The 22,543-nt window shown below is 62.9% G+C and carries 23 protein-coding genes; 11 read left to right on the top strand and 12 right to left on the bottom strand.

Annotated features, from left to right (window positions below):
- Positions 1-19 precede the first annotated feature (19 nt).
- The 8 genes from ABI660_RS14015 to ABI660_RS13980 form a co-directional block, all read right to left on the bottom strand.
- The gene (locus ABI660_RS14015; protein ID WP_348069018.1) at positions 20-640 is read right to left on the bottom strand and encodes a glutathione S-transferase; all 621 of its coding nucleotides are present in this window, start codon (positions 638-640) and stop codon (positions 20-22) included.
- A complete protein-coding gene (locus ABI660_RS14010; RefSeq protein WP_348069044.1) occupies positions 641-1,957 on the bottom strand; it encodes a PLP-dependent aminotransferase family protein in 1,317 nt (438 codons plus the stop codon).
- Positions 1,958-2,056: 99 nt separating this feature from the next.
- Positions 2,057-2,701 carry a DJ-1/PfpI family protein gene (locus ABI660_RS14005; protein ID WP_348069016.1) on the bottom strand — a complete coding sequence of 215 codons (645 nt, stop codon included), beginning with the start codon at positions 2,699-2,701 and terminating at the stop codon, positions 2,057-2,059.
- A gap of 95 nt (positions 2,702-2,796) precedes the next feature.
- Positions 2,797-3,126, bottom strand: coding sequence for a DHCW motif cupin fold protein (locus ABI660_RS14000; protein ID WP_348069014.1), 330 nt, complete (start codon positions 3,124-3,126; stop codon positions 2,797-2,799).
- Positions 3,126-3,599 (bottom strand): RidA family protein, encoded by a 474-nt coding sequence (locus ABI660_RS13995; protein WP_348069012.1) that lies wholly within the window; start codon positions 3,597-3,599, stop codon positions 3,126-3,128. Before ABI660_RS13995 ends, ABI660_RS14000 begins: the two co-directional genes overlap by 1 nt.
- Positions 3,596-3,928: an antibiotic biosynthesis monooxygenase gene (locus tag ABI660_RS13990; RefSeq protein ID WP_348069010.1), complete on the bottom strand. Its 333-nt coding sequence runs from the start codon at positions 3,926-3,928 to the stop codon at positions 3,596-3,598. The genes ABI660_RS13995 and ABI660_RS13990 overlap by 4 nt, the downstream gene beginning before the upstream one ends.
- Positions 3,928-4,884, bottom strand: a complete 957-nt coding sequence (locus tag ABI660_RS13985) for a DMT family transporter (protein ID WP_348069008.1) — start codon at positions 4,882-4,884, stop codon at positions 3,928-3,930. The genes ABI660_RS13990 and ABI660_RS13985 overlap by 1 nt, the downstream gene beginning before the upstream one ends.
- A complete protein-coding gene (locus ABI660_RS13980; protein ID WP_348069006.1) occupies positions 4,881-5,492 on the bottom strand; it encodes a LysE family translocator in 612 nt (203 codons plus the stop codon). The genes ABI660_RS13985 and ABI660_RS13980 overlap by 4 nt, the downstream gene beginning before the upstream one ends.
- Before the next feature lie 110 nt (positions 5,493-5,602).
- On the opposite strand from ABI660_RS13980, the gene ABI660_RS13975 reads away from it, so the two are divergent.
- The 6 genes from ABI660_RS13975 to ABI660_RS13950 all read left to right on the top strand — a co-directional run bounded on the left by ABI660_RS13975 (position 5,603) and on the right by ABI660_RS13950 (position 10,594).
- Positions 5,603-7,063: a PLP-dependent aminotransferase family protein gene (locus tag ABI660_RS13975; RefSeq protein ID WP_348069004.1), complete on the top strand. Its 1,461-nt coding sequence runs from the start codon at positions 5,603-5,605 to the stop codon at positions 7,061-7,063.
- A gap of 128 nt (positions 7,064-7,191) precedes the next feature.
- Entirely contained in the window at positions 7,192-7,650 is a 459-nt protein-coding gene (locus ABI660_RS13970; protein ID WP_348069002.1) for a hypothetical protein, read from the top strand.
- Positions 7,651-7,781: 131 nt separating this feature from the next.
- Positions 7,782-8,252: a hypothetical protein gene (locus tag ABI660_RS13965; RefSeq protein ID WP_348069000.1), complete on the top strand. Its 471-nt coding sequence runs from the start codon at positions 7,782-7,784 to the stop codon at positions 8,250-8,252.
- A gap of 24 nt (positions 8,253-8,276) precedes the next feature.
- A complete protein-coding gene (locus tag ABI660_RS13960) occupies positions 8,277-8,813 on the top strand; it encodes a GNAT family N-acetyltransferase (RefSeq protein WP_348068998.1) in 537 nt (178 codons plus the stop codon).
- A gap of 14 nt (positions 8,814-8,827) precedes the next feature.
- Positions 8,828-9,238 (top strand): low affinity iron permease family protein, encoded by a 411-nt coding sequence (locus tag ABI660_RS13955; protein WP_348068996.1) that lies wholly within the window; start codon positions 8,828-8,830, stop codon positions 9,236-9,238.
- Positions 9,239-9,439: 201 nt separating this feature from the next.
- Positions 9,440-10,594: an acyltransferase gene (locus tag ABI660_RS13950; protein ID WP_348068994.1), complete on the top strand. Its 1,155-nt coding sequence runs from the start codon at positions 9,440-9,442 to the stop codon at positions 10,592-10,594.
- Between the two features lie 312 nt (positions 10,595-10,906).
- On the opposite strand, the gene ABI660_RS13945 is transcribed toward ABI660_RS13950, so the two are convergent.
- A complete protein-coding gene (locus ABI660_RS13945; RefSeq protein WP_348068992.1) occupies positions 10,907-11,821 on the bottom strand; it encodes a LysR family transcriptional regulator in 915 nt (304 codons plus the stop codon).
- A 90-nt stretch (positions 11,822-11,911) separates the two neighbouring features.
- Between ABI660_RS13945 and ABI660_RS13940 the strand changes: the two genes are divergently transcribed.
- From ABI660_RS13940 to ABI660_RS13930, 3 genes are read left to right on the top strand one after another with little or no spacing between them, the layout of a single operon-like run.
- Complete coding sequence (locus ABI660_RS13940) at positions 11,912-13,285, top strand: acyclic terpene utilization AtuA family protein (protein WP_348068990.1); 1,374 nt, start codon at positions 11,912-11,914, stop codon at positions 13,283-13,285.
- Positions 13,282-13,650 carry a hypothetical protein gene (locus tag ABI660_RS13935; protein WP_348068988.1) on the top strand — a complete coding sequence of 123 codons (369 nt, stop codon included), beginning with the start codon at positions 13,282-13,284 and terminating at the stop codon, positions 13,648-13,650. The genes ABI660_RS13940 and ABI660_RS13935 overlap by 4 nt, the downstream gene beginning before the upstream one ends.
- Before the next feature lie 60 nt (positions 13,651-13,710).
- Entirely contained in the window at positions 13,711-14,658 is a 948-nt protein-coding gene (locus ABI660_RS13930) for a tripartite tricarboxylate transporter substrate binding protein (protein ID WP_348069042.1), read from the top strand.
- A gap of 70 nt (positions 14,659-14,728) precedes the next feature.
- Here the strand turns inward: ABI660_RS13930 and ABI660_RS13925 are convergent, their stop codons facing one another.
- From ABI660_RS13925 to ABI660_RS13915, 3 genes are all read right to left on the bottom strand, one after another.
- The gene (locus tag ABI660_RS13925; protein ID WP_348068986.1) at positions 14,729-15,358 is read right to left on the bottom strand and encodes a hypothetical protein; all 630 of its coding nucleotides are present in this window, start codon (positions 15,356-15,358) and stop codon (positions 14,729-14,731) included.
- Positions 15,359-15,688: 330 nt separating this feature from the next.
- Positions 15,689-17,365, bottom strand: a complete 1,677-nt coding sequence (locus tag ABI660_RS13920; protein ID WP_348068984.1) for a phospholipase D family protein — start codon at positions 17,363-17,365, stop codon at positions 15,689-15,691.
- Positions 17,366-17,498: 133 nt separating this feature from the next.
- Positions 17,499-19,427 (bottom strand): ATP-binding cassette domain-containing protein, encoded by a 1,929-nt coding sequence (locus ABI660_RS13915; protein WP_348068982.1) that lies wholly within the window; start codon positions 19,425-19,427, stop codon positions 17,499-17,501.
- Positions 19,428-19,571: 144 nt separating this feature from the next.
- Between ABI660_RS13915 and ABI660_RS13910 the strand changes: the two genes are divergently transcribed.
- Positions 19,572-20,048, top strand: coding sequence for a (2Fe-2S)-binding protein (locus ABI660_RS13910; RefSeq protein ID WP_348068980.1), 477 nt, complete (start codon positions 19,572-19,574; stop codon positions 20,046-20,048).
- Positions 20,045-22,306, top strand: coding sequence for a xanthine dehydrogenase family protein molybdopterin-binding subunit (locus tag ABI660_RS13905; RefSeq protein WP_348068978.1), 2,262 nt, complete (start codon positions 20,045-20,047; stop codon positions 22,304-22,306). Before ABI660_RS13910 ends, ABI660_RS13905 begins: the two co-directional genes overlap by 4 nt.
- Positions 22,307-22,543: the final 237 nt, after the last annotated feature.

Genomic DNA, 22,543 nt, shown 5'->3' with positions numbered 1-22,543 from the left:
GGATTTATTGACAAAAATTTCAGGACAGCGGCAAATCCAACACGCCCTTGCTGGCCTGCCGGTCGCGAATGCTGTCGTACCAGCGCTCGATGGCCGGCCGGCTCTGGCGTGGTTGCGGCAGGTTGAACCAGCGGTGGACTTCGCAGGCCAGGGGAATGTCGGCCACGGTAAAACGCTCGCCGACCAGAAAATAGCGTTGCGCCAGATGGGCATCAAGCGTTGCCATCAGCGCTTCGACGGCGGCATTGGAGTCGGCCACCAGTGCGGCATCGCGCTGCTCGGGCGGTGTACGGATCAGCTGCACGAAGCCAGGCCGGCTGGCCGGGTTCAGCGTGGTCTGCTGCCAGTCCATCCAGCGCTCGGCATCAAAACGTTCACGCAGATCCGTCGGGTATATGTCACCGGCCGAATGCCGGGCGCACAGGTAACGCACGATAACGTTGGACTCCCAGAGTACAAAGCCTTGGTCTTCGATCACCGGCACCAGGGAGTTGGGATTCAATGCCATGTATTCGGGCGTCTTGACGACACCAAACAGGCCGCCGGCCTCGGTGCGCTGGAAGTCCAGGCCGAGTTCCTGCGCTGTCCACGCCACCTTCTTGACGTTGATGGAGCTCATCCGTCCCCAGATCTTCAGCATCTATTGGGCCTCAACGCTGTTAGCCCCCACGCTCCCCAATGCGTGTGGTTCGCTGGCCTCTGACAGGGCGCCGCGCCTGCGGCCCGGCGAAGCCGGCTCTCCGGCCCATGTTTGTGAAGAGGGAACCCCCGCGTTTGTCGTTGCGCGAGCTTGCGCTGGCCGGCTTTCCCGGATGGCTGTCGCCAGCGCCGCCACACCGGTGTTGATCTGCTCGATGCTGGCTGTGACAAAGGACAGACGCAGGCTGCGCTCGTCGGCGTTGTCGGCATAAAACGCCGCACCCGGCACAAAGGCCACGTTTTTGTCGACGGCTTTGGGCAGCAGCGCCACTGCGCTCATGCCCTCTGGCAAACGCGCCCATAAAAACATGCCGCCGTCGGGCGTGTTCCAGCTGACGTCATCCGGCATTTCGCGTTTGAGGGCGGCTAGCATGGCATCGCGCTGCGACTTGTAGAGCGCGCGTATGGTGGGCACGTGGCGGTCCAGAAAGTGGTCCTTCATGGTTTCGACAACCATGCGCTGGTTGAAACCCGGCGTGTGCAGGTCAGCCGCCTGCTTGGCCTGAAGCAATTTTGGATAGAGTGCTTTGGGCGCCACCAGGAAACCCAGCCGCAGGCCGGGCGCCAGAATTTTGGAAAACGAGCCCATGTAAACGCAGCCTTCCGGGTTGCGTGCAGTCAGTGGCAACGGCGGCGGGACATCAAACCACAGGTCGCCGTAAGGGTTGTCTTCCACAATGGGCAGACCAAGGCGTGCGGCTTCAGCACTGAGTGCGGCGCGGCGCTCTTCTGACATGGTGCGGCCTGTCGGGTTCTGGAAATTTGGCAGCACATAAAAGAAGCGGGCGCCTGCGGCCTTGGCCGCCAGATCGGTGAGGTCCACGCCTTCGGCGTCGCTGGCCACGCCCACCACTTCGGGCTCCATCGGGGTGAAAGCCTGCAGTGCACCCAGGTAGGTGGGCGTTTCCACCAGCACGCGGCTACCCGCGTCGATCAGGATTTTGGCAATCAGGTCCAGGCCCTGTTGTGAGCCGGTGGTGATCAACACCTGCGCCGGGTCGACATCCCAAGGCAGCATGGCCGCCACCATCTCGCGCAGTGGCGCATAACCTTCGCTGGCTGCGTATTGAAGTGCGGCGCTGCCGTCTTCGCGCAACACCTTGTCGCAGGCCTCGCGAAACGCGGCGACGGGAAAGGTCCGGGGCGAAGGAAGTCCGCCCGCAAAGCTGATGATGCCGGGTTTTTCCGTGACCTTCAGGATCTCGCGGATCACCGACGGGTTCATTTTTGCGGCGCGTTGCGCCTGGGTCCAATGCATGTCGCTCATTTCACTCTCCTCCTTGGGGGCTGTAAAAAACAACCCTGATCACAAAACATAAATCCTTTGCCAAGCTTTCGATATGGCCAGGCAGCACTTTCATTCTGCGCCGGAAGTCTCCGCTGCGACAGGTTGCTCCGGAAGGTGTGCGTTGATATGCGAAAGGGTACGCGCCACATAGTCGTCTTTTTCACCGACCGGTGCAAAATAATGCAGCACCTCGCGGGCCTCATCCGCGCCTTTCAGACGCCCAATCAGCCAGGCCGAAACATATTGAGCAGACAGGCAACCGCCCGCAGTGGCCATGTTGCCTTGCGCAAAAAAGGCCTGATTCAACACTTTGACCCCTGCGGCTTGCACCCAAGGCTTGCTGGTGGTGTCCGTGCAGGCCGGAAGCTGGCCGATCAAGCCCAGTTTTGCCAGCAGGAAGGTTCCGGAGCACTGCGCAGCAATGAGTTGCCTTTGCGGATTCAGCTGAAGCTGCCCCAGAATGGAAGGATCGTTCGCAACCTCACGCGTTTTCATGCCGCTGCCTATCAGTACGGCATCGGCCTGGTTGGCTTCCTTGAGGCCGATGTGCGCGTCAATGGTCAGCCCGTTCATGGACGTCACCCGCGCAGTGGGGCTGGCAATGCTGACTCTCCAGTCGGCATCGCCGCGCAGCGAAATGCGACTCAGCATTCCGTAGGCAATCAAGGAATCCAGTTCGTTGAATCCGTCGAATGTGAGGATGGCGATATGCATGAAAGCTTTCCTGGTGCAGGTTGGAGAAAGACTTATTGACAAAAAAAGGAATGTTGACGGTGTATCGGTTTGGGTGTGCGGGCAGTTGTGCCGAATCAGTCCACGATAAACAGTTTGGCTCCCGAAGGCGATGTGGACCGGTGGGCCTCGGCGCCGTCCGCCACCTGGTAGCTCATGCCGGGCAGCAACACATGCACGCTGCCGTTGTCCAGCTCTGTCTGCAGCTCGCCTTCCAGGCAAAGCAGGATGTGGCCCTTGCTGCACCAGTGGTCGGATACATAACCCGGCGTGTACTCCACCATGCGCACGCGCACATCGCCAAACTTGCGGGTGCGCCAGAAGGCCTTGCCCTCCAGGGCGGAGTGCTCGGTACGCTCCACGTTGGACCAGTCCGTCGTGCCGAAGGGGATGTTGCTGATATCCATTACGCCTGCTCCGTTACCGACACGATGGCCTCGATCTCCACCGCAAACCCGCGTGGCAGGGAGCCCACGCCCACGGCTGATCGCGCGTGACGGCCAGCGTCGCCGAAAACCTCCACCAGCAGGTCTGAGCAACCGTTGATCACTTCGGTATGCCCCGTGAAGTCGGGCGCCGCATTCACCATGCCCAGCAACTTGACGACGCGGCGCACACGCGAGAGATCACCCAGAGCCGCCTTCATGGTGGCAATGAGATGCAGACCCACTTCATGCGCATGGGCGCGGGCTTGCTCAGCACTGATCTCGCGCCCGACCTTGGGCACCAGTGACAGATCTTCCCGCTGGGGTGAGCCCTTGCCGGACAGATAAAGGGTGGAGCCGTCCAGCACCCAGGCGTCGAAATTGCCTTTGGGCGCGGTGACCGGTGGAAGCGTCAGACCCAGCTGCGCCAGGCGTTGTTCGGGGGTGGCTGTCATGCGCGTTTCCTTTGGTTGGGCGTGATGTGGAGAATCGTCCCGTCGCCGTAGGAGTGCAGCACCTGCGAGATGACGATGTGGAAGCCCTTGTACCAGCGGGTGTACTGGCTTTTGGCTTCAAGGTGGCTGGGATGGACCGAAAACGCCCGCAGCGATTCTTCGGTCTCCCAGAAATAGGTGGCATTCACCCGCTCACCATCCGGTGAGCGCCAGGTCTCCGCTCCGAGGTAACCGGGCGTGGCCAGCGCAGCTTCTTCAATGAGCGCGTCCAGGGTGTGAAACCGCTCGTCGTAGGTGCCTGGTTCAAAAATAAAAGAGGCTGAGTACATCAAGGCTTTCTAATGGGCAACAGGGGCCCGGGGTTGGCTATCGGCGCGCGGGCACTCGGGTGTACAGGCATTTTCTTGCCGATGAAAACGGTGGCGATCACGGCAAGGCTGAAACCCACGGTGACCGTATCCAGCCGCTCGCCGAGCAGCGGCACGGCAAACAGCATGGACAAGAAGGGCTGCACCAGTTGAACCTGACTGACGCGCACTGTGCCGCCCAGCGCCAGGCCGCGGTACCAGGCGAAAAATCCCAGCCAGGCCGAAAACACCGCGACGTAGGCAAAACCAGCCCAGGCGCTCACCTTGACCGGCACCGTGGGCCAGCTGAGGAAGGACAGCGGCAGGGTCAGGGGAAGCGAAAGCACCAGTGCCCAGCAGATCACATGCTCGGCCCGCATGTGCTGCGACAGCCGCGCACCGTAGCCGTACCCAACGGCCGCGCACAACATGGCCGCCAGCAGCAACAGGTCGGCAAAATGGATGGACAGACCGCCCGTACTGCCTGAACGCAGCATGGCAAACAGAACCACCAGCACGCTGCCCAGCGCCGCGCACAGCCAGAAGCCGGCAGACGGACGCTGGCGGTGCAGCAGCGCACCCACCGCTGCGGTGGCCAGCGGCAGCACCCCGACAATGACGCTCGCATGCACGGCTTCCACATAGCGCATGGCAATCGAGGTGAACAGCGGAAAACCAAACACCACACCGCCCGCGGTGATGGCCAGCGGCAGCCAGTCCCGCCGCTGTGGCAAAGGTGCGCGGGTGGCCAGCAGGAATACAGCCGACAGCGCAGCCGCCACCACGGCCCGCCCCATCGCGATGAACATGCCGGACATCTGCGGTGCATCGGGCGTGCCCACGGCCAGGCGCGTCATCGGGAGCGTGACGGAAAAAATCACGATGCCCAGCAAACCGAGCCAGAGCCCCTTGTTGATGTTGGCGGGTGTCGGGTTCACAGAAACAACATCCAGATCGCGGTGATGACCAGTACGCCAGCCATCACAAGGTTGAATCCGCGCAGGCGGCGGCCTGTTCCATGCGGTCCGGCCAGCCATTCGCGCAGCAGCGAGCCGGCCAGCGCATAGGCCAGGTTGCTCACAAAGGCGAAGGCCAGCATCACCGGCAGCACCACGGCAAAACGCAGGCCGGGGTCGGCGCGTCCGACAATCCAGCCGCTCACAATCGCCAGCGCCAGCGCCCAGGCCTTGATGTTGACGAACTGCAAGGCAGCGCCTTGCCAGAAGCCGACGTTCATTTTTTCTGCATCGGCCTCGCCAAGCTGGCGTGAGCGCGCGATTTTGGAGGCCAGCCAGAGCAGGTAAGCCACGCCGACGACTTTGACGGCAAGGCCCATCAAAGGGATGGCCAGCAACAATGCTCCCAGGCCCAGCGCACACAGGCTCAGCAGCACACCCCAGCCGACCGGCACCGCACAGACAAATGGCATGGCGCGGCGCAGGCCGTGGTTGGCTGCCAGGGCGGTGGACAGGGTCGTGTTGGGGCCGGGCGAAAAACTCATCGCTGTTGCCAGCACCAGCAGGGCCGTAAATTCTTGCCAATTCATGATTCAGACTTTATAGTCTTCAACCAGCACACCACCAGTACAGTTGCGGCTACAAATTTCTAAACTGTACTACCCGGTTTGTCAGCACAGTCATTTACCGAGATCCGCCCATGTTGATGAAAACCGCTTCGCAATCGCTGACCGAGCAGTTGTGCGCGCGCTTTGCCGACCGCATCCGCAACCGTTTGCTGGCCCCCGGCGCACGCCTGCCTTCGGTCCGGCTCTGCGCGGAGCAGCAAGGAGTCAGTGTGTCTACCGTTGTGGCGGCGTACGACCAGTTGCTGGCGCAGGGCCTGGTTGAAGCGCGCAAGAATCGCGGTTTTTTTGTCCGTGAGGTTTCCGTCCCTCATGTCATTACACGCCCTCCGGCCAGCGCGAAGAGCCGTTCTGCGGAGGCACAGGCACCTGCTGTCTGGAGCACGTCCGCCTGGATGGCCACACGGCAGGCGCCGATTGATGCCACCGCACTGATCCGCGGCATGTTTCACAAGGTCAGCAACAAGCCGCAGCCTGGCATGGGCGTGTTCCCTCCCGATTGGCTGGAAACCAGCTTCATGCCGGCGGCGGTGCGCAAGGTCACCAGTTCCAGTGCCTTGCGCGAGTTTTCGCTCAGCTATGGTGAGCCCATGGGCGACAGCGGCCTGCGTCGGGCACTGTCGCAAAAACTCAATGCGCTCAATGTGCATGCGGTGCCTGAGCAGATCATCACGAGCGTGGGCGCCACCCACGCACTGGATATCGTGAGCCGCACACTGCTGCGGGCCGGCGACTGTGTGATGGTCGAGGAACCTGGCTGGGCGGTGGAATTTGCCCGGCTGGACGCGCTGGGCATGCGCATTCTCCCGGTGCCGCGTCGCGCCGACGGACCCGATCTGGATGTGATGGCGCAGTACTGTGCGCTGCACAAACCCAAGCTGTTTGTCAGCGTCAGCGTGTTTCACAACCCCACCGGTTACTGCCTGACTCCGGGCAGTGCACATCGTGTGCTGCAATTGGCCAACGAGCACGATTTCTACATTGCTGAAGACGATACCTACAGCCATCTGGCGCCCGAACACGCCACGCGTTTGTGCGCACTCGATGGCCTGCAGCGCACTATTTATGTAAGCGGCTTCGCCAAAATCCTGGCGCCCGGTTGGCGCGTGGGTTTCATGGCCGCGCCGCCCGACCTGGTGGAGCGGCTGCTGGACACCAAGCTGTTGGGCACGCTGACCACGCCCGCGCTGCTGGAAAAAGCGCTGGCTTGGTGTATCGACCAGGGCCAGCTGCGCCGCCATGCCGAACGCATACGCACCCGGCTGGACGCGGCCCGCGCACGCAGTGTCAAGCTGGCGCTGGCGCACGGCTGCAGTTTTGCGGCCGAACCTGCGGGTCTGTTCGGGTGGGTGGAAACCGGTGTGGACACCGATGCGTTGGCGCAGCGCATGCTGGACGAGGGCTACCTGATTGCACCGGGTGCCTTGTTTCACGCGGTGCGCAAACCCAGCACCCTGATGCGTATCAACTTTGCGACCACGCAGGATGCGGCGTTCTGGAAGCTGTTTGCGCGTTTGCGCGACAGCATGCGATGAGGCCCACAGCCTTGAATGATTTTGGCTTTTGGCCCTTTAAGCACGAGTGAAAGCAGCTATCAATAATGTAGCGATTGGTGTGCCGTGAGTGGAATTTGACGGGTCTGAAAATCGAGGAGGGCTGACCCATGAACCATGGTTTGTCGCATCTGGCGAATGTTTGCGGGCTCGGTGATCCGCAAAATGAGCCGCTTCGCCTGGCTTTCGGGCTGGCCTGTGCGCTCCGCGTTCGGCATTTGCTGGAAGACGCCGGGGCTCTTCGCTGTCTGTCGGTGTTGGAGGCATTCGTCAATGGCGGTCTGGACCGGCCAACCCTGGAGGCCGCCCGGCAGGAAATCGCCGAGATTGCCAACGGGCACCGCGGTTCAGCGTCCATCGACGGCTCTGCCCATGCCGCGGTGTCGGCCACATATGCTGTAGCCAACGCGCTGGCCGGCCGCGCGCTTGAGGCCGCCGGTTACGCCGCCTACGCCGCGGTCTACGCCTACGGAGGTTATGCAGTGACGGATCCGTCGGCTTTTGAAGGCGAGTTCGCTTGGCAGATCGAAAAGCTCAGGGAGCTGGCGGGCTTTCCGGTGGACCCCTGAGTAGCGGATGCCCACACCGCGGCACCTGCGGTTCGCAGCGGCTTCACTTTGGCGGCACTCTGGCATATGCTCGGGCGGCTGCGCGCAGCGTGCACGCCAGGCCGCAATTGTCCAACCCCGGAAGCCATGTCATGAATCTCGCTTTTCTTCGTGTGGTCTCGCTGATTTTTGCGGCGCTTGCGATGGGCATGCACCTGGCCCACGCACTCGAGCTTTTCCCCAAGCTGAAATGGGGGCCTGAGCTTTACCTGGCGGTGCAGTCCACGCTGTACCGGCTGTTCGGCATCATCGGGCCGGTGCTGGAAGTGGGGGCACTTGTTTTGGTGGTGCTGCTGGCGGTGAAGCTGGGGAGCGGCCACCCTGCGCGAAAACTGACGCTGGGCAGTGCGGCAGCCATCGCCTTGGCTCTGGGCGTCTGGGCTGCCGTGGTGCTGCCGGCCAACGGGCAGCTTGCGATCTGGCAGGCCTCGGGTGTGACGCCGTCAGACTGGACGCGCTGGCGCGACCAGTGGCAATTTGGCCAGGCCTTCATCTTCCTGCTGCATCTCGGCGGTTTCACTGCGCTGGCAACTGCGATGCTCAAGCCGGGCCGGGATGCCTGAGCATTTTTCCTCACAGGCCATCGCATGACGCTGCGACTGCTCAACCCTCGCGATGCACTGGCTTACCGGGCCTTGATGCTGGAAGCGTATGCCTTGCACCTGGATGCATTTACCTCCGCCCCCGAAGAACGTGCCGCGCTGCCCCTGTCGTGGTGGGAGGAGCGGCTGGGTGAAGACGCGCAAGCGGCAGAGCGGGTATTCGGCGTATTTCAGGACGGACAACTGGCCGGCGTTGCAGGCCTGTCATTCGAGCAGCGCGAGAAAGTGCGCCACAAGGCCTCTCTCTTCGGCATGTATGTGCCCGCCAGGCACCGCCAACGCGGGCTCGGCCGGCAACTGGTCCATGCGGTGCTGGCCGGTGCCAGGGACAGGCCCGGCGTCAGGCTGGTCCAGCTGACAGTCACCCAGGGAAACGCTTCTGCGCAGGCGCTGTACGAAAGCTGTGGCTTCACGGCCTTTGGCGTGGAGCCCTTTGCCGTTGCCGTGGACGATGGCTTTGTGTCCAAGGTTCACATGTGGTGCAACATGGGGGTTTTCGATGCCGGCCCCGGCCAACCCTAACCCGAGATATCTTCATGGCAAGCAGCAATTGGTACACCAACGCCGCCAAGGCTTCGTCGCGTTACGCCGGACGGCCCTCAACCTTTTTTCTGGCGGTGCTGGTCATCCTCGTCTGGATCGTGACCGGCCCTTTGTTCGGCTTCAGCGACACCTGGCAGCTGGTGATCAACACCGGCACCACCATTGTGACTTTCCTGATGGTGTTCCTGATCCAGAACTCGCAAAACCGCGACACGGAAGCCATCCAGATCAAGCTCGACGAACTCATACGCGCTACCTTGGGTGCCCACAATGCGCTGCTTGATCTTGAGGAGTTGAATGAAGAATCGCTGGATGCTTTCAAGAACAAATATTGCGCGCTGGCCGCGGCGGCGCGCAAGGGTGTGCTGGATGGCCTGAAGGACACGGATACGCCCGAAGCCTGAAGCAATTCCCGCTCTTGCCTCTGGTGCACGCCAAGCCTCGCGGAGGCGCTGGTGGCACACCTTACACACTTAACAACCCTTACATCTTTGCTGACAAGAGAGCAGAGAAAGCGGGGCTTGCTTTCCTAAAATGAAGTCAGCCGCCCCAACCCTGGCGACTGTCTTTGTGCTGCCCGCTGGCATGAGATGGCGCCCATCCCATTGCACCAAAACACCGTTTCCCCTCTCCCTTCCGGCTCAGGCACGATCGCTTCGTTCGAGGGCGGGCGCGGGCTCGCGGCGCTGTTTGTTGCCCTGTTTCACTTCGGGCACGACGCCAATGCTCTTTCAGTCGTCCGCAACGGCTACCTGTTTGTGGATCTGTTTTTTGTCATCAGCGGTTTCGTGATCTGCTCCGCTTACTCGACGCGACTGGAGACAGCAGGCGACCTGCGTTCCTTCCTGATTCGGCGTTTTGGCCGCTTGTTTCCCCTGCTTGTTTTTTCGACGGCGCTGTACGTGCTGGCAAAAAACCTGCTTGTCTGGGCCAAGCAGGCGGCCATCACGCGCGGTTTGGGCGGCCAGTTTGAACGGTCGGACTTTGCCGGCTACCTGTTTCCTGGCCTCGGCGAGGTCGTGTCGACACTCACGCTCACACATGGCATGGGCATTTTCGACCGGCTGATCCTGAACCCCGTAAGCTGGAGCATCAGCACCGAGTTTTATGCCTATGTGCTGTTTGCCGCGGTGTGTCTTGCTTTTAGCGGTGCCGCCCGTCTTGCCGTGTACGTCGTGCTGAGCGCCTCCGGCCTGGCGGCAACCATCTGGGCCTCCCTGCATGTGCATGATTGCCTGCAGGCCGGCAAGTGTTTTGACATCACCTATGACTTTGGGTTTGCACGCTGCGTGGGCTCGTTCTTCCTGGGCGCCCTCACGTATCACTTCAGCCGGCTGGTGCGGCTGAACGCCAACGAGCTGCAGGCCGTCGGGTTGACCGGGTTGGTGGCCCTCTTTTTTGTGGCGGAAGCCTGGCCGATGTTGGTGTTTGCCAGCCCCCTGCTTTTCGCCTTGCTGGTTTTTTCGGTCAGCCAGGACACCGGGTTCGCCGCGAGTATGTTGAAGAGCAAACCCTTTCAGGTCCTGGGGCAACGTTCCTACTCGGTGTACATGATGCATCCGATCCTGATGATTTTTGTCGAGCCGTTTGCCAGGCGCACGCAGGGAACGGTGCTGATTGCCGTGGTGGTCGTGGCCTACCTCGCCATTCTTTTGCTGGTCTCCGGATGGACCTACAAATTCATTGAAGATCCGCTGCGGAAATGGTTTAACCGCATCGCGGGAGACAGGCGCCAGTCCCGGGTGGCCATGCAGTCCTGAGCGCCGCCACAGCATGCGCCAGGCAAACCGTGGTGCCAACTTTAAATGTTTTTTTGGCTCTGGCCCAGTGGATACGGGTGCAAGTAGCTACTAACTTCATAGCATCTGATGGCGGAAGTCGCTTCATCCACACACAGTCTGGTTGAACGCCCCGCTGTTCCCGCCGGCTTCGCGAGAATGTTGCGAGCTCGCAAGGGAATGCGGTGAAACTGTGAAAGCTTGGAGAAACTGGCGTTGATGCTGCCGCGGCTGGGTGCCTTGCCCGTCGCATCCGGGCGTTTTTCCGGACGCATGCAAAGCCCTGAGGCGCCCTCAGCCCTTCATGCGCAAAACAATCAGGTCATGCAGCGCCTGCGCCGCAGCGGACAGGCTTCCCTGCTGTCTGCGCACCACATAAATCTTGCGGGTCAGGTTGGCAATGGCCAGGGGCCGGGTCACCAGGCTCTTGCGCTCGAAGTGAAACAGCGTGAGCGCCGGCACCACGCTGATGCCCAGCCCGGCCTCGACCATGCCGGTGACCGTGGCCAGTTGTTCGACTTCCAGGAAGGTCTGCGTCTGCAACGGATGCAATGCCGCATCGAGCGCCTGACGCACGCTGCTGTTGCGTGACATGTGGATGAAAGGGTAAGGCACGAGTTTTTTCAGGGTCAGTGCTTTTTCGTGGGCCAGCGGGTGGTCCTTGCGGCACACCAGAAAAAATTTGTCGGAGCACAGCAACTGCACGTCCAGGCCCGCCTGGCTGGTGCCGGTGGCCGCGAGGGCGAAATCTGCCTTGTTGCTGCGTACCAGGTCGATGCAGGGGTCGGACAGGAGGTCGCTGAGGTTCAGGTCTATGCCCGGCCAGGTCTTCCTGAACTCGGCAAAAATGGCCGGCAGCCAGCCTGCCGCCAGCGAGGGCAGGGCGGCAACGTGCACCCGTCCCTTTCGGCGCTCGACGTGGTCGCCCAAATCGTGGACCGCTGTGTCGATATCGTCGAGCAGCTGGCGTGCCGAGGTTTCAAACAGGCGCCCCTCCGCAGTCAGCTGGACGCTGCGGGTGTCGCGGTCGAACAGGCGGGTGTGGAGTTCGTCCTCCAGCGTGCGTATCAGCGCGCTGAAGGCGGGTTGCGACAAATGGCTCACCGCCGCCGCGCGGGTGAAGCTGCGCTGCTCGGCCAGCGCCACGAAGGCGCGCAGCTGCCGCGTCGAGAGGTTGGCGCTGCGAGTATGCGAAGAGGTGCTGGCCATTGATCTGTCTTTCAGGTTAATCCATATGAAATTTCTATTTTACAAATAGATGGGTTGGGCCTAGATTTGAAAGCCTCTATCCAAACCCTCATGACTGCCCCCTCTTCCTCTCCCCTTCTGATCGGCTGCGCCGCCGGCTTCTCCGGCGACCGGGTGGACGCCGCCGGCCCGGTGGTGGACACACTGATCGCGCGCGGTGGTCCGGCCTTCCTGATCTTTGAAACCCTGGCTGAACGCACGCTGGCACTGGCGCAGCTGCGCCGCCGCGCCGACCCCCAAGCCGGCTTTGAGCCGCTGCTCGACGACATGCTGCGGCCGGTGCTGGCGCGTTGCCTGCAGCACGGCATACGTATCGTCAGCAATTTCGGTGCGGCCAATCCGCTGGCGGCAGCGCGCCACATCCAGCGCATGGCCGGCGAGCTGGGCCTGGCGCTGCCGCGAATTGCCGTCGTCGGCGGTGACGATGTCTCGGGCGCGCCGCACCGTGCTTTGCTGCGGGAGCAATTGGGCGACGCCATCGACAACATCCGGATGGTCAGTGCCAACGCCTACATCGGCGCGGAGGCGATTGCCGCCGCGCTGGATGCCGGCGCGCAGATCGTGGTGGCCGGCCGCGTGGCCGACCCTTCGCTGACGGTCGGCCCGGCGATGTCGCATTTCGGCTGGCGTGCCGACGACTGGGACCGGCTGGCACGCGCGACCATGGCCGGGCATTTACTGGAGTGCGGGGCGCAGGTCTGCGGCGGCTACTTTGCCGACCCCGGCTACAAGGAGGTGCCGGACCTGCACGCCATCGGTTACCCGATCGCCGAGATCGGCCGTGACGGCCATTGCGTCATCACCAAGGCGGCGCACACCGCCGGCCTGGTCAATCTTGCCAGCGTGAAGGAGCAGCTGCTGTACGAGGTGCACGACCCGGGCGCCTACCTCACACCCGATGTGGTGGCTGACATCAGTGCCGCGGAAATCGATCAACTCGGATCGGACCGTGTCGCCTTGTGCGGTGTGCGCGGCCATGCGCGGCCGGCCAGCCTGAAGGTCAATATCTGCCATGAAGGTGGTTGGCTGGCGGAGGGTGAAATTTCCTATGCCGGTCCGCGTGCCGAAGCGCGCGCACGCCTGGCCGCCGATGTGTTGCGCCGGCGCCTGCAGGGGCTGAGCCTGCGTGTGGATTTGATAGGTGCGCTGAGCATCATGGGCGACGACGACGGCCGTCTGCTGGCGGCAACGGCGGCCGGCGATGCGCGCGACGTGCGCCTGCGCGTGGCCGCCACTCACACCGAGCGGGCGCAGGCTGAACGCCTGGTGCGTGAAGTGACGGCGCTGTACTGCTGCGGCCCGGCCGGTGGTGGCGGCGTGCGCACCTCGCTGACGCCCCGGCTCAACACGCTGTCCTGCCTGGTACCGCGCGAGGCGGTGCCGATACATTTTGAGATGCTGGATGCGCTGCAGGAGGCCGCATGAACGCGCCGGACATGACCGTTCCCCTTTACCGCGCCGCCCACGGGCGCACCGGCGACAAAGGCAACCGGTCCAACATCAGTGTGATTGCCTGGCATCCGGACCTCTACCCCGTGCTGCTGGCGCAGGTGACAGAGGCTGCCGTGGCGCGGCACTTCGCGCATCGCCGGCCCAGCCATGTGCGGCGCCATGAACTGCCGATGCTCTGGGCCATGAACTTTGTGCTGGATGACGTGCTCGATGGCGGCGTCAACGATGCGCTCAATCTCGACACCCATGGCAAGGCGCTGTCGTTCTGGCTGCTGGACTTGCCGGTACAGGTTCCCGCCGCATTGGCCGGCCTGCTGAAGGGGCCTGACCCGGGCTGATTTTTTTTAACAGAAGGAGACAACATGAAAACATTCACCAACGCGCGTATCCGTCCTGTCATGCTGGCCGTTGCGGCCGCCTGCGCCCTGGCGCCGGTGCTTGCACAGGCCCAGGCCTTCCCCGACAAACCGATTACTTTCGTTGTGCCCTTTGCCTCCGGCAGCGCCACCGACCAGCTGGCGCGCGCCCTCGGCCAGGCGGTGACCAACGACGCAAAAGTCAGCGTGGTGGTGGACAACAAGCCGGGTGCCTACAGCATCATCGGGGCCCAGACAGCGGCCAAGGCCAGGCCGGACGGCTACACCGTCTTCATCACCACCAACACCACGCAAGCCGCGAACCAGCACCTGTTCAAAAAACTGCCCTACGACCCGGTCAGGGACTTCGTCCCGTTGACCGCCCTGGGCCGCGGCGGCCAGATCATGGTGGTCAACCCTGCGTTACCGGTGAAAAACGTCAGCGAGTTCATTGCGTTGGCCAAGTCCAAACCGGGCAGATTGTCCTTTGGCAGCGGCAGCTCATCCAGCCGCGTGGCGGTTGAGCTGTTCAAGCAGATGACGGGCACCTACATCCTGAACATTCCCTACAAGAGCAACCCCTCGGCCGTGACCGACCTGCTCGGTGGCCAGATCGACATGATGATCACCGACATGGCGACCGGCCTGCCGCAGGTCAAGGCCGGCAAGCTCAAGGCGCTGGGCGTGTCGACCCGGCAGCGTTCGCCGCTGGCGCCCGAGGTGCCGACCATCGACGAAGCCGGAGTCAAGGGCTACGAGATGACCTACTGGTTTGCTGCCTACGTGCCAGCGGGCACACCCGCCGACGTGGTGGCCAAACTCAGCGACATGCTGGCCAAGGCAGCGCGCAGCAGCGCGGCCGCGCCTTTCTACCAAGCCAGCGGCATAGAAATTTTCACCAGCAACCCCGAAGATCTGCGCAAGTTCCAGGCGGCCGAAACCGTCAAGTGGGGCAGGATCATCAAGGGTGCGGGCATAGAGCCTGAATAGGCGTTTGCGCAAGATTTCTGAGTCATTTTGGCTTCCAGCCCTTATGGTTCGGGCGCTGATAGCTATCAATTTAGTAGCTGCTGTGAAGCGTATGCACCTGGGTTCGCGGGCCGAGCCGCACCACATCGTCGCCATGGGTCCGCGGGTATGCAGCCCAATGACGCATTTTCTCGGGCAGCCGGACCTGGGTGTTGTGGAATGACGCAACGCCTTCGGGGTCTGGCGTGTCGGGCATCACATTCCATCGGATGAACTCGGCGGGAAGCGAGCCTGTGTTGACGGGCTCGCTGATGCGGCCGTCGGGCTTGAGCATCACGAAAGGCAGCTGCCAGTCTCCCGGCCGGGTGGGTGGCGCGCTTGCGCTCCGGGTCAGCCCGACATACCAGACCTTGTCCTTGTGTTCAATCAGCGCGACGTCGTAGGCGTCGAAGCTCATGGTGAAGCGCCCGATCGGCGGTCCGGCGTCAAAGCTGATTTCGGTGGCGCGGTGCAGCCCATTCCAGCGGGGCAGCAGGCTCTGGCGTTCATAACTGCGCTTGATGTGAATGTTGATGATGCGTGCATCATGCAGCTGCACCTCTTCGTCCCACTCCAGGGTGAACCTGGCCGGCCACTGCAGCCCGAAATACCAGACGCAACAGCCCACCAGCAGGGTGGCCAGCAGCACGATGGTGGCGAGGGGTTTCAAGGACTTTGTCATGCGCGTGGGGCAGGTCCAGGGCCGGCTCGGGGGAGGGTGGGAAGGGCCCTGCCATTGTTGGGCAAGTCCGTTGGGCAAACAAGGAAAATTGCACGAGGCGGCGTCAAGGGCCGGGAGCGCTGACGCTGCAACATCCGTCCCCAGGGCGCGAGCCTGAGACCTGGCTTACTACCAAATCAATAGCCTGGCACGACGCCCGTGAGTGCTCATACACCGAAAGGCCTCCAGGCCTGCATGGCGCTTCAGAGGTGTGTGGTTCTCGCGGTTTGGAAACGGGCGGCAGCATCTGTCGGGTATTCGCGACGAAACGTGGGCTGCGTCACGCAGGAGTCAGAGCATTTCCTCGGGCGCAAATGGCCCTATCAGCAAGAGCATCAGCTTGAGGCCGAAACTCGCATCCGGCTCCGTGCTGGAATCTTTCAGCTGCGAGCCTTGTGGTGCGCGCCAGACGAGCAGGCCGTCCTGCAGCTCGACCTTGTAAGCGCCGCTGGCCAGCGCGGACTCGATCAGGCGCGTGGTTTCGGCTGAGAGCTTGCGACTGCGGATCACCAGCGCCACCTCGGTGTTCTGCAGCTGGGAGCGCAGGTCGAGGTTCATGGAGCCGACCACCAGCAGCAGGTCGTCCAGCACAACCACCTTGGAGTGCAGGCTGGCGCGCGAGCCGGCGGCCGAGCCGGAACTGCCCAGGGAGTTGAAGCCGCTCAAGGTGCCTTCCTGTTCGGCACGCATTTCATACAGCTCGATGCCCAGCGCCAGCAGCGCCTTGCGGTAGCGGGCGTAACCCACATGGGCGGCCGGCGCGTCATTGGATGCGAGCGAGTTGGTCAGCACGCGGATGCGCACGCCTTTTTGCCGGATGGCTGCGAGCTGCGCCATCATGCGTTTGCCGGGCACGAAATAAGGCGAAACGATCAGCACATCGCCTCTGGCTTCTGCCATCAACTGCAGCAGGCCGTCAACCGTGGTGTCCTGGGCTTCTTCGACGGCATCGGCATCGGCGGCAAGCTTGGAGGCCTTGTCGACCAGCAAGGTGGAGGGCGCCCAGGTCCAGTCGAGCAGCGCCAGATTGGTGCTGTCGGGCAGCGGCGCCGGGGTGCTGGCCGAACCGCCGAGCGCGATGGTCTTGCGTGGCGCCGGCCCGGCAGGGCCGGTGCCGTCGGCAGGCCCTGCTTCGCCGGTGCCCGAGGTCGTTGTGCCGCCCGGTTGGGCCGTGGCTGGTGGGGGTTTCAGCGCGTCAATCTCCTTGGCGGTCATCAGCGATTGCACCGGGTAGGCCAGCGGGTTGTTCCAGTAGAGGTCGAAGCTGCGCGAGAGTTCACGCACAATGCGGCCGGCGGCCAGCACATCGGCGTCGATGAAGTTGGTGCCTTCACCTTGGCCAAAATAGGTTTCACCGAGGTTGCGCCCGCCGGTGATGGCGACCGCATTGTCGGCAACAAAAATCTTGTTGTGCATGCGTCGCTGGATGCGGTCCATGTCTTTCAGCGAGCCGAGGATTCGGAAAAACAGCGAGCCGCGTCCACCCGGCAAGGGATTGAACAGCCGCAACTCAATGTTTTTCTCAAAGGCCAGCTTGAGGACCTGGGCGTTTTTGCCGGCGGTGTTGAAGTCGTCGAGCAGGATGCGGATGCGCACCCCGCGCGCGGCCGCCGTGCGCAGGGCGTCGAACATGCGGTCGGTGGTGTCGTCCGCGTGGATGGCGTAGTACTGGATATCCAGTGTTTTTTGTGCGGCGTCTATCAGCGCCATACGGCTGGTGAAGGCCAGCTCGGCACTGTTGACAAGGGCAAAACCCGAGTCGTTGCGGGTGCCCGCGTGGGCGGCCCGCTCCTGCACCGCCCGGCCCAGCCGGGTCTCTGACGGGTTGGCCAGGGCGGTCGAGACCGGCCGGTCCACCTCGCTGGGCAGAGAGGCGCAACCGGCCAACCAGGCGCCCAGCATCAGCGGGGCAACCCAGCGCCAGCGGGTGAAAAACAGGCGGGCATGAGACAGCGTACGTAGGTGCATGAAGCGGCTTTGGAGGATGCAGCCACTTTAGCGTAAGCAGCTGTTTCAAAGGGGCGCGGCATGGCCCGACGCGGGCGCAAGATTTTGTAGGCGCTTTGCCCGACAGCCGCTGCAAGCTGGCGGGTGCTCTGATCTAGGTGGAGAGGGTTTCCCAGCGCTGCAGGGCGGCCATTAGTTCCTCCTCGATTTTGGCGTTGCGGGCGTTCAGCTCTGCCGCGCGCTTGGCGTTGCTGGTGTAAAGCGTGCCGTCGAACAGTTCCTGGGTAATGGCCTTCTGCTGTGATTCGAGCTGCTGGATCAACGCCGGCAGGCCGTCGAGTTCACGCTGCTCCTTGTAGCTGAGCTTCTTTTTTGATAGCTGCTCGCGCCCGTCCTTATTGGGCTCCGACGTGTTTTTGCTAGTATTTTTGGTGCCGGCCGGCACCGCCGGAGTTTTGCCGCTGCCGGTGATTTGCGCTGCCCGTTTCGACTGGGTGAGCCAGTCCGTCACGCCGCCTTCGTATTCGCGCCAGAAACCCGGGTTCTCGGGTGTACCTTCGTAGGCGATGGTGCTGGTGACCACGTTGTCGAGGAAACGCCGGTCGTGGCTGACCAGGAACACGGTGCCTTCGTAGTTCTGCAGCAGATCTTCCAGCAGCTCCAGCGTGTCGATGTCCAGGTCGTTGGTTGGCTCGTCCAGCACCAGCACATTGGCCGGCCGGGCAAACAGGCGCGCCAGCAGCAGCCGGTTGCGCTCGCCGCCCGACAGCGTGCGCACGGGTGAATTGGCGCGTGCGGGCGAGAACAAAAAGTCGGTGAGGTAACTCTTGACGTGTTTTTTCTGGCCGTTGATCTCCACCCACTCGCTGCCGGGGCTGATGAAGTCTTCCAGCGTGGCGTCCAGGTCGAGGCTGTCGCGCATCTGGTCGAAGTAGGCCACCTGCAGATTGGCGCCCTGGCGGATCTTGCCGGGTGGCGTCGTCACGTCGGGCTGTAGTTCGCCGAGGATCAGCTTAAGCAGAGTGGTTTTGCCAGCGCCATTCGGGCCGAGCAAACCCACCTTGTCACCGCGCAGCAGTGTGCCGGTGAATTTGTTGACGATGATTTTTTCAGAGCCCGGATGGCCGAAGCTTTTGCTCACATCGGTGAGTTCGGCGACGATCTTGCCGCTTTTCTCGCCGCTTGAAACGTCCAGATTGACGCGACCGACCGCGTCACGCCGTGCCGCGCGGTTGTCGCGCAGGGCTTCCAGCCTGCCAATACGCGCCACGCTGCGGGTGCGGCGCGCTTCCACGCCCTTGCGAATCCACACCTCTTCCTGCGCCAGCAGCTTGTCGGCCTTGGCGTTGATGACGGCTTCCTGCGCCATCTGGTCTTCCTTCTGGATCAGGTACTGGGCAAAGTTGCCCGGGTAGCTGCGCAGCTTGCCGCGGTCCAGCTCGACAATGACGGTGGCGACCTGGTCCAGAAAGGCCCGGTCGTGGGTGATGGTGATGATGCTGCCGTTGAAGTTGACCAGCAACTCTTCCAGCCAGGCAATCGAATCCAGGTCCAGGTGGTTGGTCGGCTCGTCGAGCAGCAGCACGTCAGGCTTGGCCACCAGCGCCTGAGCCAGCGCCACGCGTTTTTTGGTGCCGCCGGACAGCGAGCCGACGATGGCGTCCTTGTCCAGGTGCAGGCGGTGCAGGGTTTCCTCGACGCGCTGCTCCCAGTTCCAGCCGTCGAGCGCCTCGATTTCGGACTGCAGGGCATCCAGGTCGGTGTGTTCATCCGCCGCCAGATATTGCTCAACTACGTGCCGGGTCCTTGCCAATCCTGCACTGGCAGCTATGAAAACAGTAGCGTGCGGATCCAGGCTGGGCTCCTGCGGAACGTAGGCGATGCGCAGGTTCTGCTGCAGCTGCAGGGTGCCGTCGTCGGGCTTTTCCAGCCCGGCGAGGATTTTGAGTAGCGAGGATTTGCCGGTACCGTTGCGGCCGATCAGGCCGATTCGCTGGTTGGGTTCGAGGGAAAAATCTGCGTGGTCCAGCAGTGCGACGTGCCCAAAAGCGAGTTGGGCGTCCAGAAGTGTAATTAATGCCATGTTGTCAGGGATTATCCGGGTGTGCCATTTCGCATGCTGGTTTTCAGTCTGCTAGGAGATGGGGCCGGGTAGCTATAGTGCAATGGACATCACGGCAGGCGAGGCCTTGCCGCTAGGCGCGCCCGATATCACCGGAAGCTGTTTATGGAATTACAAATCAACGGCCAGGCTGTGCAGGTGGAGGCCGACCCGGCGATGCCTTTGCTGTGGGTATTGCGCGACCTGCTCAACATGACGGGCACCAAGTTCGGCTGCGGTGTGGCGGCCTGCGGCGCTTGCACCGTCCGGGTGGACGGGCAGGCCGTCCGGTCCTGCGTGGTGCCGGTGTCGATGCTGGCCGGCAAAGCCATCCAGACCATCGAGGCACTAGGCACGCCGGCTAAACCGCATGCGCTGCAGCAGGCATGGATTGCCGAGCAGGTGCCGCAATGCGGTTACTGCCAATCCGGCATGTTGATGGCGGCGGCTGCTCTGCTTGAAACCAAACCCAAACCGACCGATGCCGACATCGATGCGGCCATGACCAATATTTGCCGCTGCGGGACTTACCAGCGGGTCCGGCTGGCGATCAAGCGGGCTGCGGGGCTGGGGCCAGCCAAGCCGGTGAAGAAGCGCGCATGAAAAGAAGAACCTGGCTGCTCAGCGCGGCCGGCGCCGCCGGCGCCCTGATCGTGGGCTGGGGCGCCTTGCCGCCGCGTTCGCGCACGGGCTCCAGCCGGCTTTGGCTCCCGGCCGAGGGGCAGGTGGCCTTGAACGGTTGGATCAAGATCAAATCCGACGGCTCGGTGTTGCTGGCCATGCCGCGCAGCGAAATGGGCCAGGGTGTGCACACCGCCCTGCCCATGCTGGTGGCGGAAGAGCTGGATGTGCCGCTGTCGCGTGTCCATATCGAGCAGGCGGGCGCCGACAGCATCTACGGCAACGTGGCGATGCTTGTGGCCGGCTTGCCTTTTCATCCTTTCGAGCTTGAAGAGCGTCCAGTCAGGGTCCAGGCGGGCGAATGGGTGGTCAGCAAGCTGGCGCGTGAACTGGGCATCAACGCCACCGGTGGTTCGAGCAGCGTGGCCGATGCCTGGATGGTGTTGCGCACCGCGGCGGCCACCGCGCGCGCTTCGCTGGTAGGTGCCGCCTCGCTGCAATGGCGCCTGCCGGTGGATGAGTTGCGGGTCACGGACGGCGTGGTCTCCCATGCGTCTGGCCCCTCCGCACACTATGGCGAACTGGCCCGCTTTGCCGCTGCCACTCCGCCTGGCACCGTCACGCTCAAGGCTCGCAAGGACTGGAAGCTGATTGGCCAGAACGCGCCGCGCAAGGATGTTCCGGCCAAAGTGGACGGTACCGCGCAGTTCGGGCTGGACGTTCGTTTGCCAGGCATGCTGTATGCCGCCATCCGGTTGTGTCCCATGCTGGGCGGCGCACCGGGGGCCATCAACGCCGATGCGGCGCTGGTCATGCCGGGTGTGGAGCGGCTGGTGCGCCTGCCGGCCTATGCCGGCTCCACCGCAGGTTTTGCCGTGGTGGGCAAGAGCTGGTGGCAAGTCCAGCAGGCTGCGCTGGCGGTGCCGGTGAACTGGCAACAGCGTCCGGGCGGCGCCCTGGATTCACGCCAGATCGGGCGCGAGCTGGAAGAAGCCCTTCAGCGCGAGGAGGGCTTTGTCTTTTATGAAAAAGGGTCTGTGGCGCAGGCCGAAGCCGACGCTTCCCGCAAGGTGGAAGCCTTGTACCGCGCACCTTACCTGGCGCATGCCGCGCTGGAGCCGATGAACTGCACTGCACAGGTCAAGGACGGCAAGGTTTTTCTCTGGGTGCCGACACAAGTGCCGCAGATGGGCGCGGCGATTGCGGCACGGGTCGCCAAAGTGCCCGTGGAAGACGTCAGCGTCACGGTCACCCTGCTGGGCGGTGGTTTTGGTCGGCGGCTTGAGGTGGACTACATTGCCCAGGCGGTCAGAGTGGCGATGGAGTGCGCCGGCAGGCCGGTGCAACTGATCTGGTCGCGGGAGGAAGACATGACCCACGACTTCTATCGGCCCATGCATGTGGCGCGCCTCACCGCAACAGTGGACGGGCAGGGGCAACTGGGCAGCCTGCGCATCAAGTCGGCGGGCGATGCCATCAGCCCGCGCTGGATGGAGCGCGGGATTCCCGCGCTGACCGGGCCTGTCGATATGCCTGACAGAACCACGGCGGAGGGGCTGTTCGACCTGCCCTACGGTTTTGCCCACCAGGAGATGTTGCATGTGGCCACGCGCAAGAGCGTTCCTGTGGGCTTCTGGCGCTCGGTCGGCCACTCGCACAACGCCTTCTTCTCGGAAAGTTTTATCGATGAGCTGGCGTTTGAGATGCAGCAGGACCCGCTGGCCCTGAGGCGGCAGTTGCTCAGGGAGGCGCCGCGCTATCTGGCGGTGCTCGACCTGGCGGCGAACCAGGCCGGTTGGGGTGGCAAATTGCCAGCGGGCCAGGCCCGGGGCTTCGCCCTGCATGAATCGTTTGGCTCCATCGTCGCTCAAGTGGCGGAGGTGTCGCTGCTCGACGGGCAGCCGCGTGTGCACCGTGTGGTTTGCGCAATTGACTGCGGCACAGTGGTTAACCCGGGGATCGTCGCCCAGCAGATGGAAAGTTCGGTGGTGTTTGCGCTGACGGCCGCGCTGCACGGGAAAGTGGATATCCATGAAGGCGTGGTGCAGCAGAAGAATTTCCCTGACTACCCGATGTTGCGGCTTGCACAAGCTCCCCTGGTGCAGACCCATATAGTCTCCAGTGCGCGGCCACCGGGCGGCGTGGGTGAGCCTGGGGTGCCTCCCCTTGCGCCGGCGGTGGCCAATGCCCTGTTTTCCCTGACGGGCAGAAGGTTGCGCTCTCTGCCTTTGACTCTGTAGCTTCGCTGGGCGACGCTGGAATGATTGCTCTCGGCGAAGGTCTTTGACGCGGGGCTGAAGTGCGGTCTCGAACATCTTTTCTGGCTGCCCCTCCAAAACAGTGCTATAGTCGATGGCTCTGCTGATGAAACAGCGACTCGCCAAAGGCAAGTCCAGTCAGAAGGCAGAGAAAAAGAAGCTGCAAAATTTGACTGTGATGAAAAATCCGGTATATAATTTGAGGCTCAGCTGATTACA

The sequence above is a fragment of the Polaromonas sp. genome, assembly GCF_039930745.1.
Lineage (GTDB): Bacteria > Pseudomonadota > Gammaproteobacteria > Burkholderiales > Burkholderiaceae_C > Polaromonas.
Note: the sequence above shows the minus strand (reverse complement) of the source record. Positions and strands in the feature narration are given on the sequence as shown.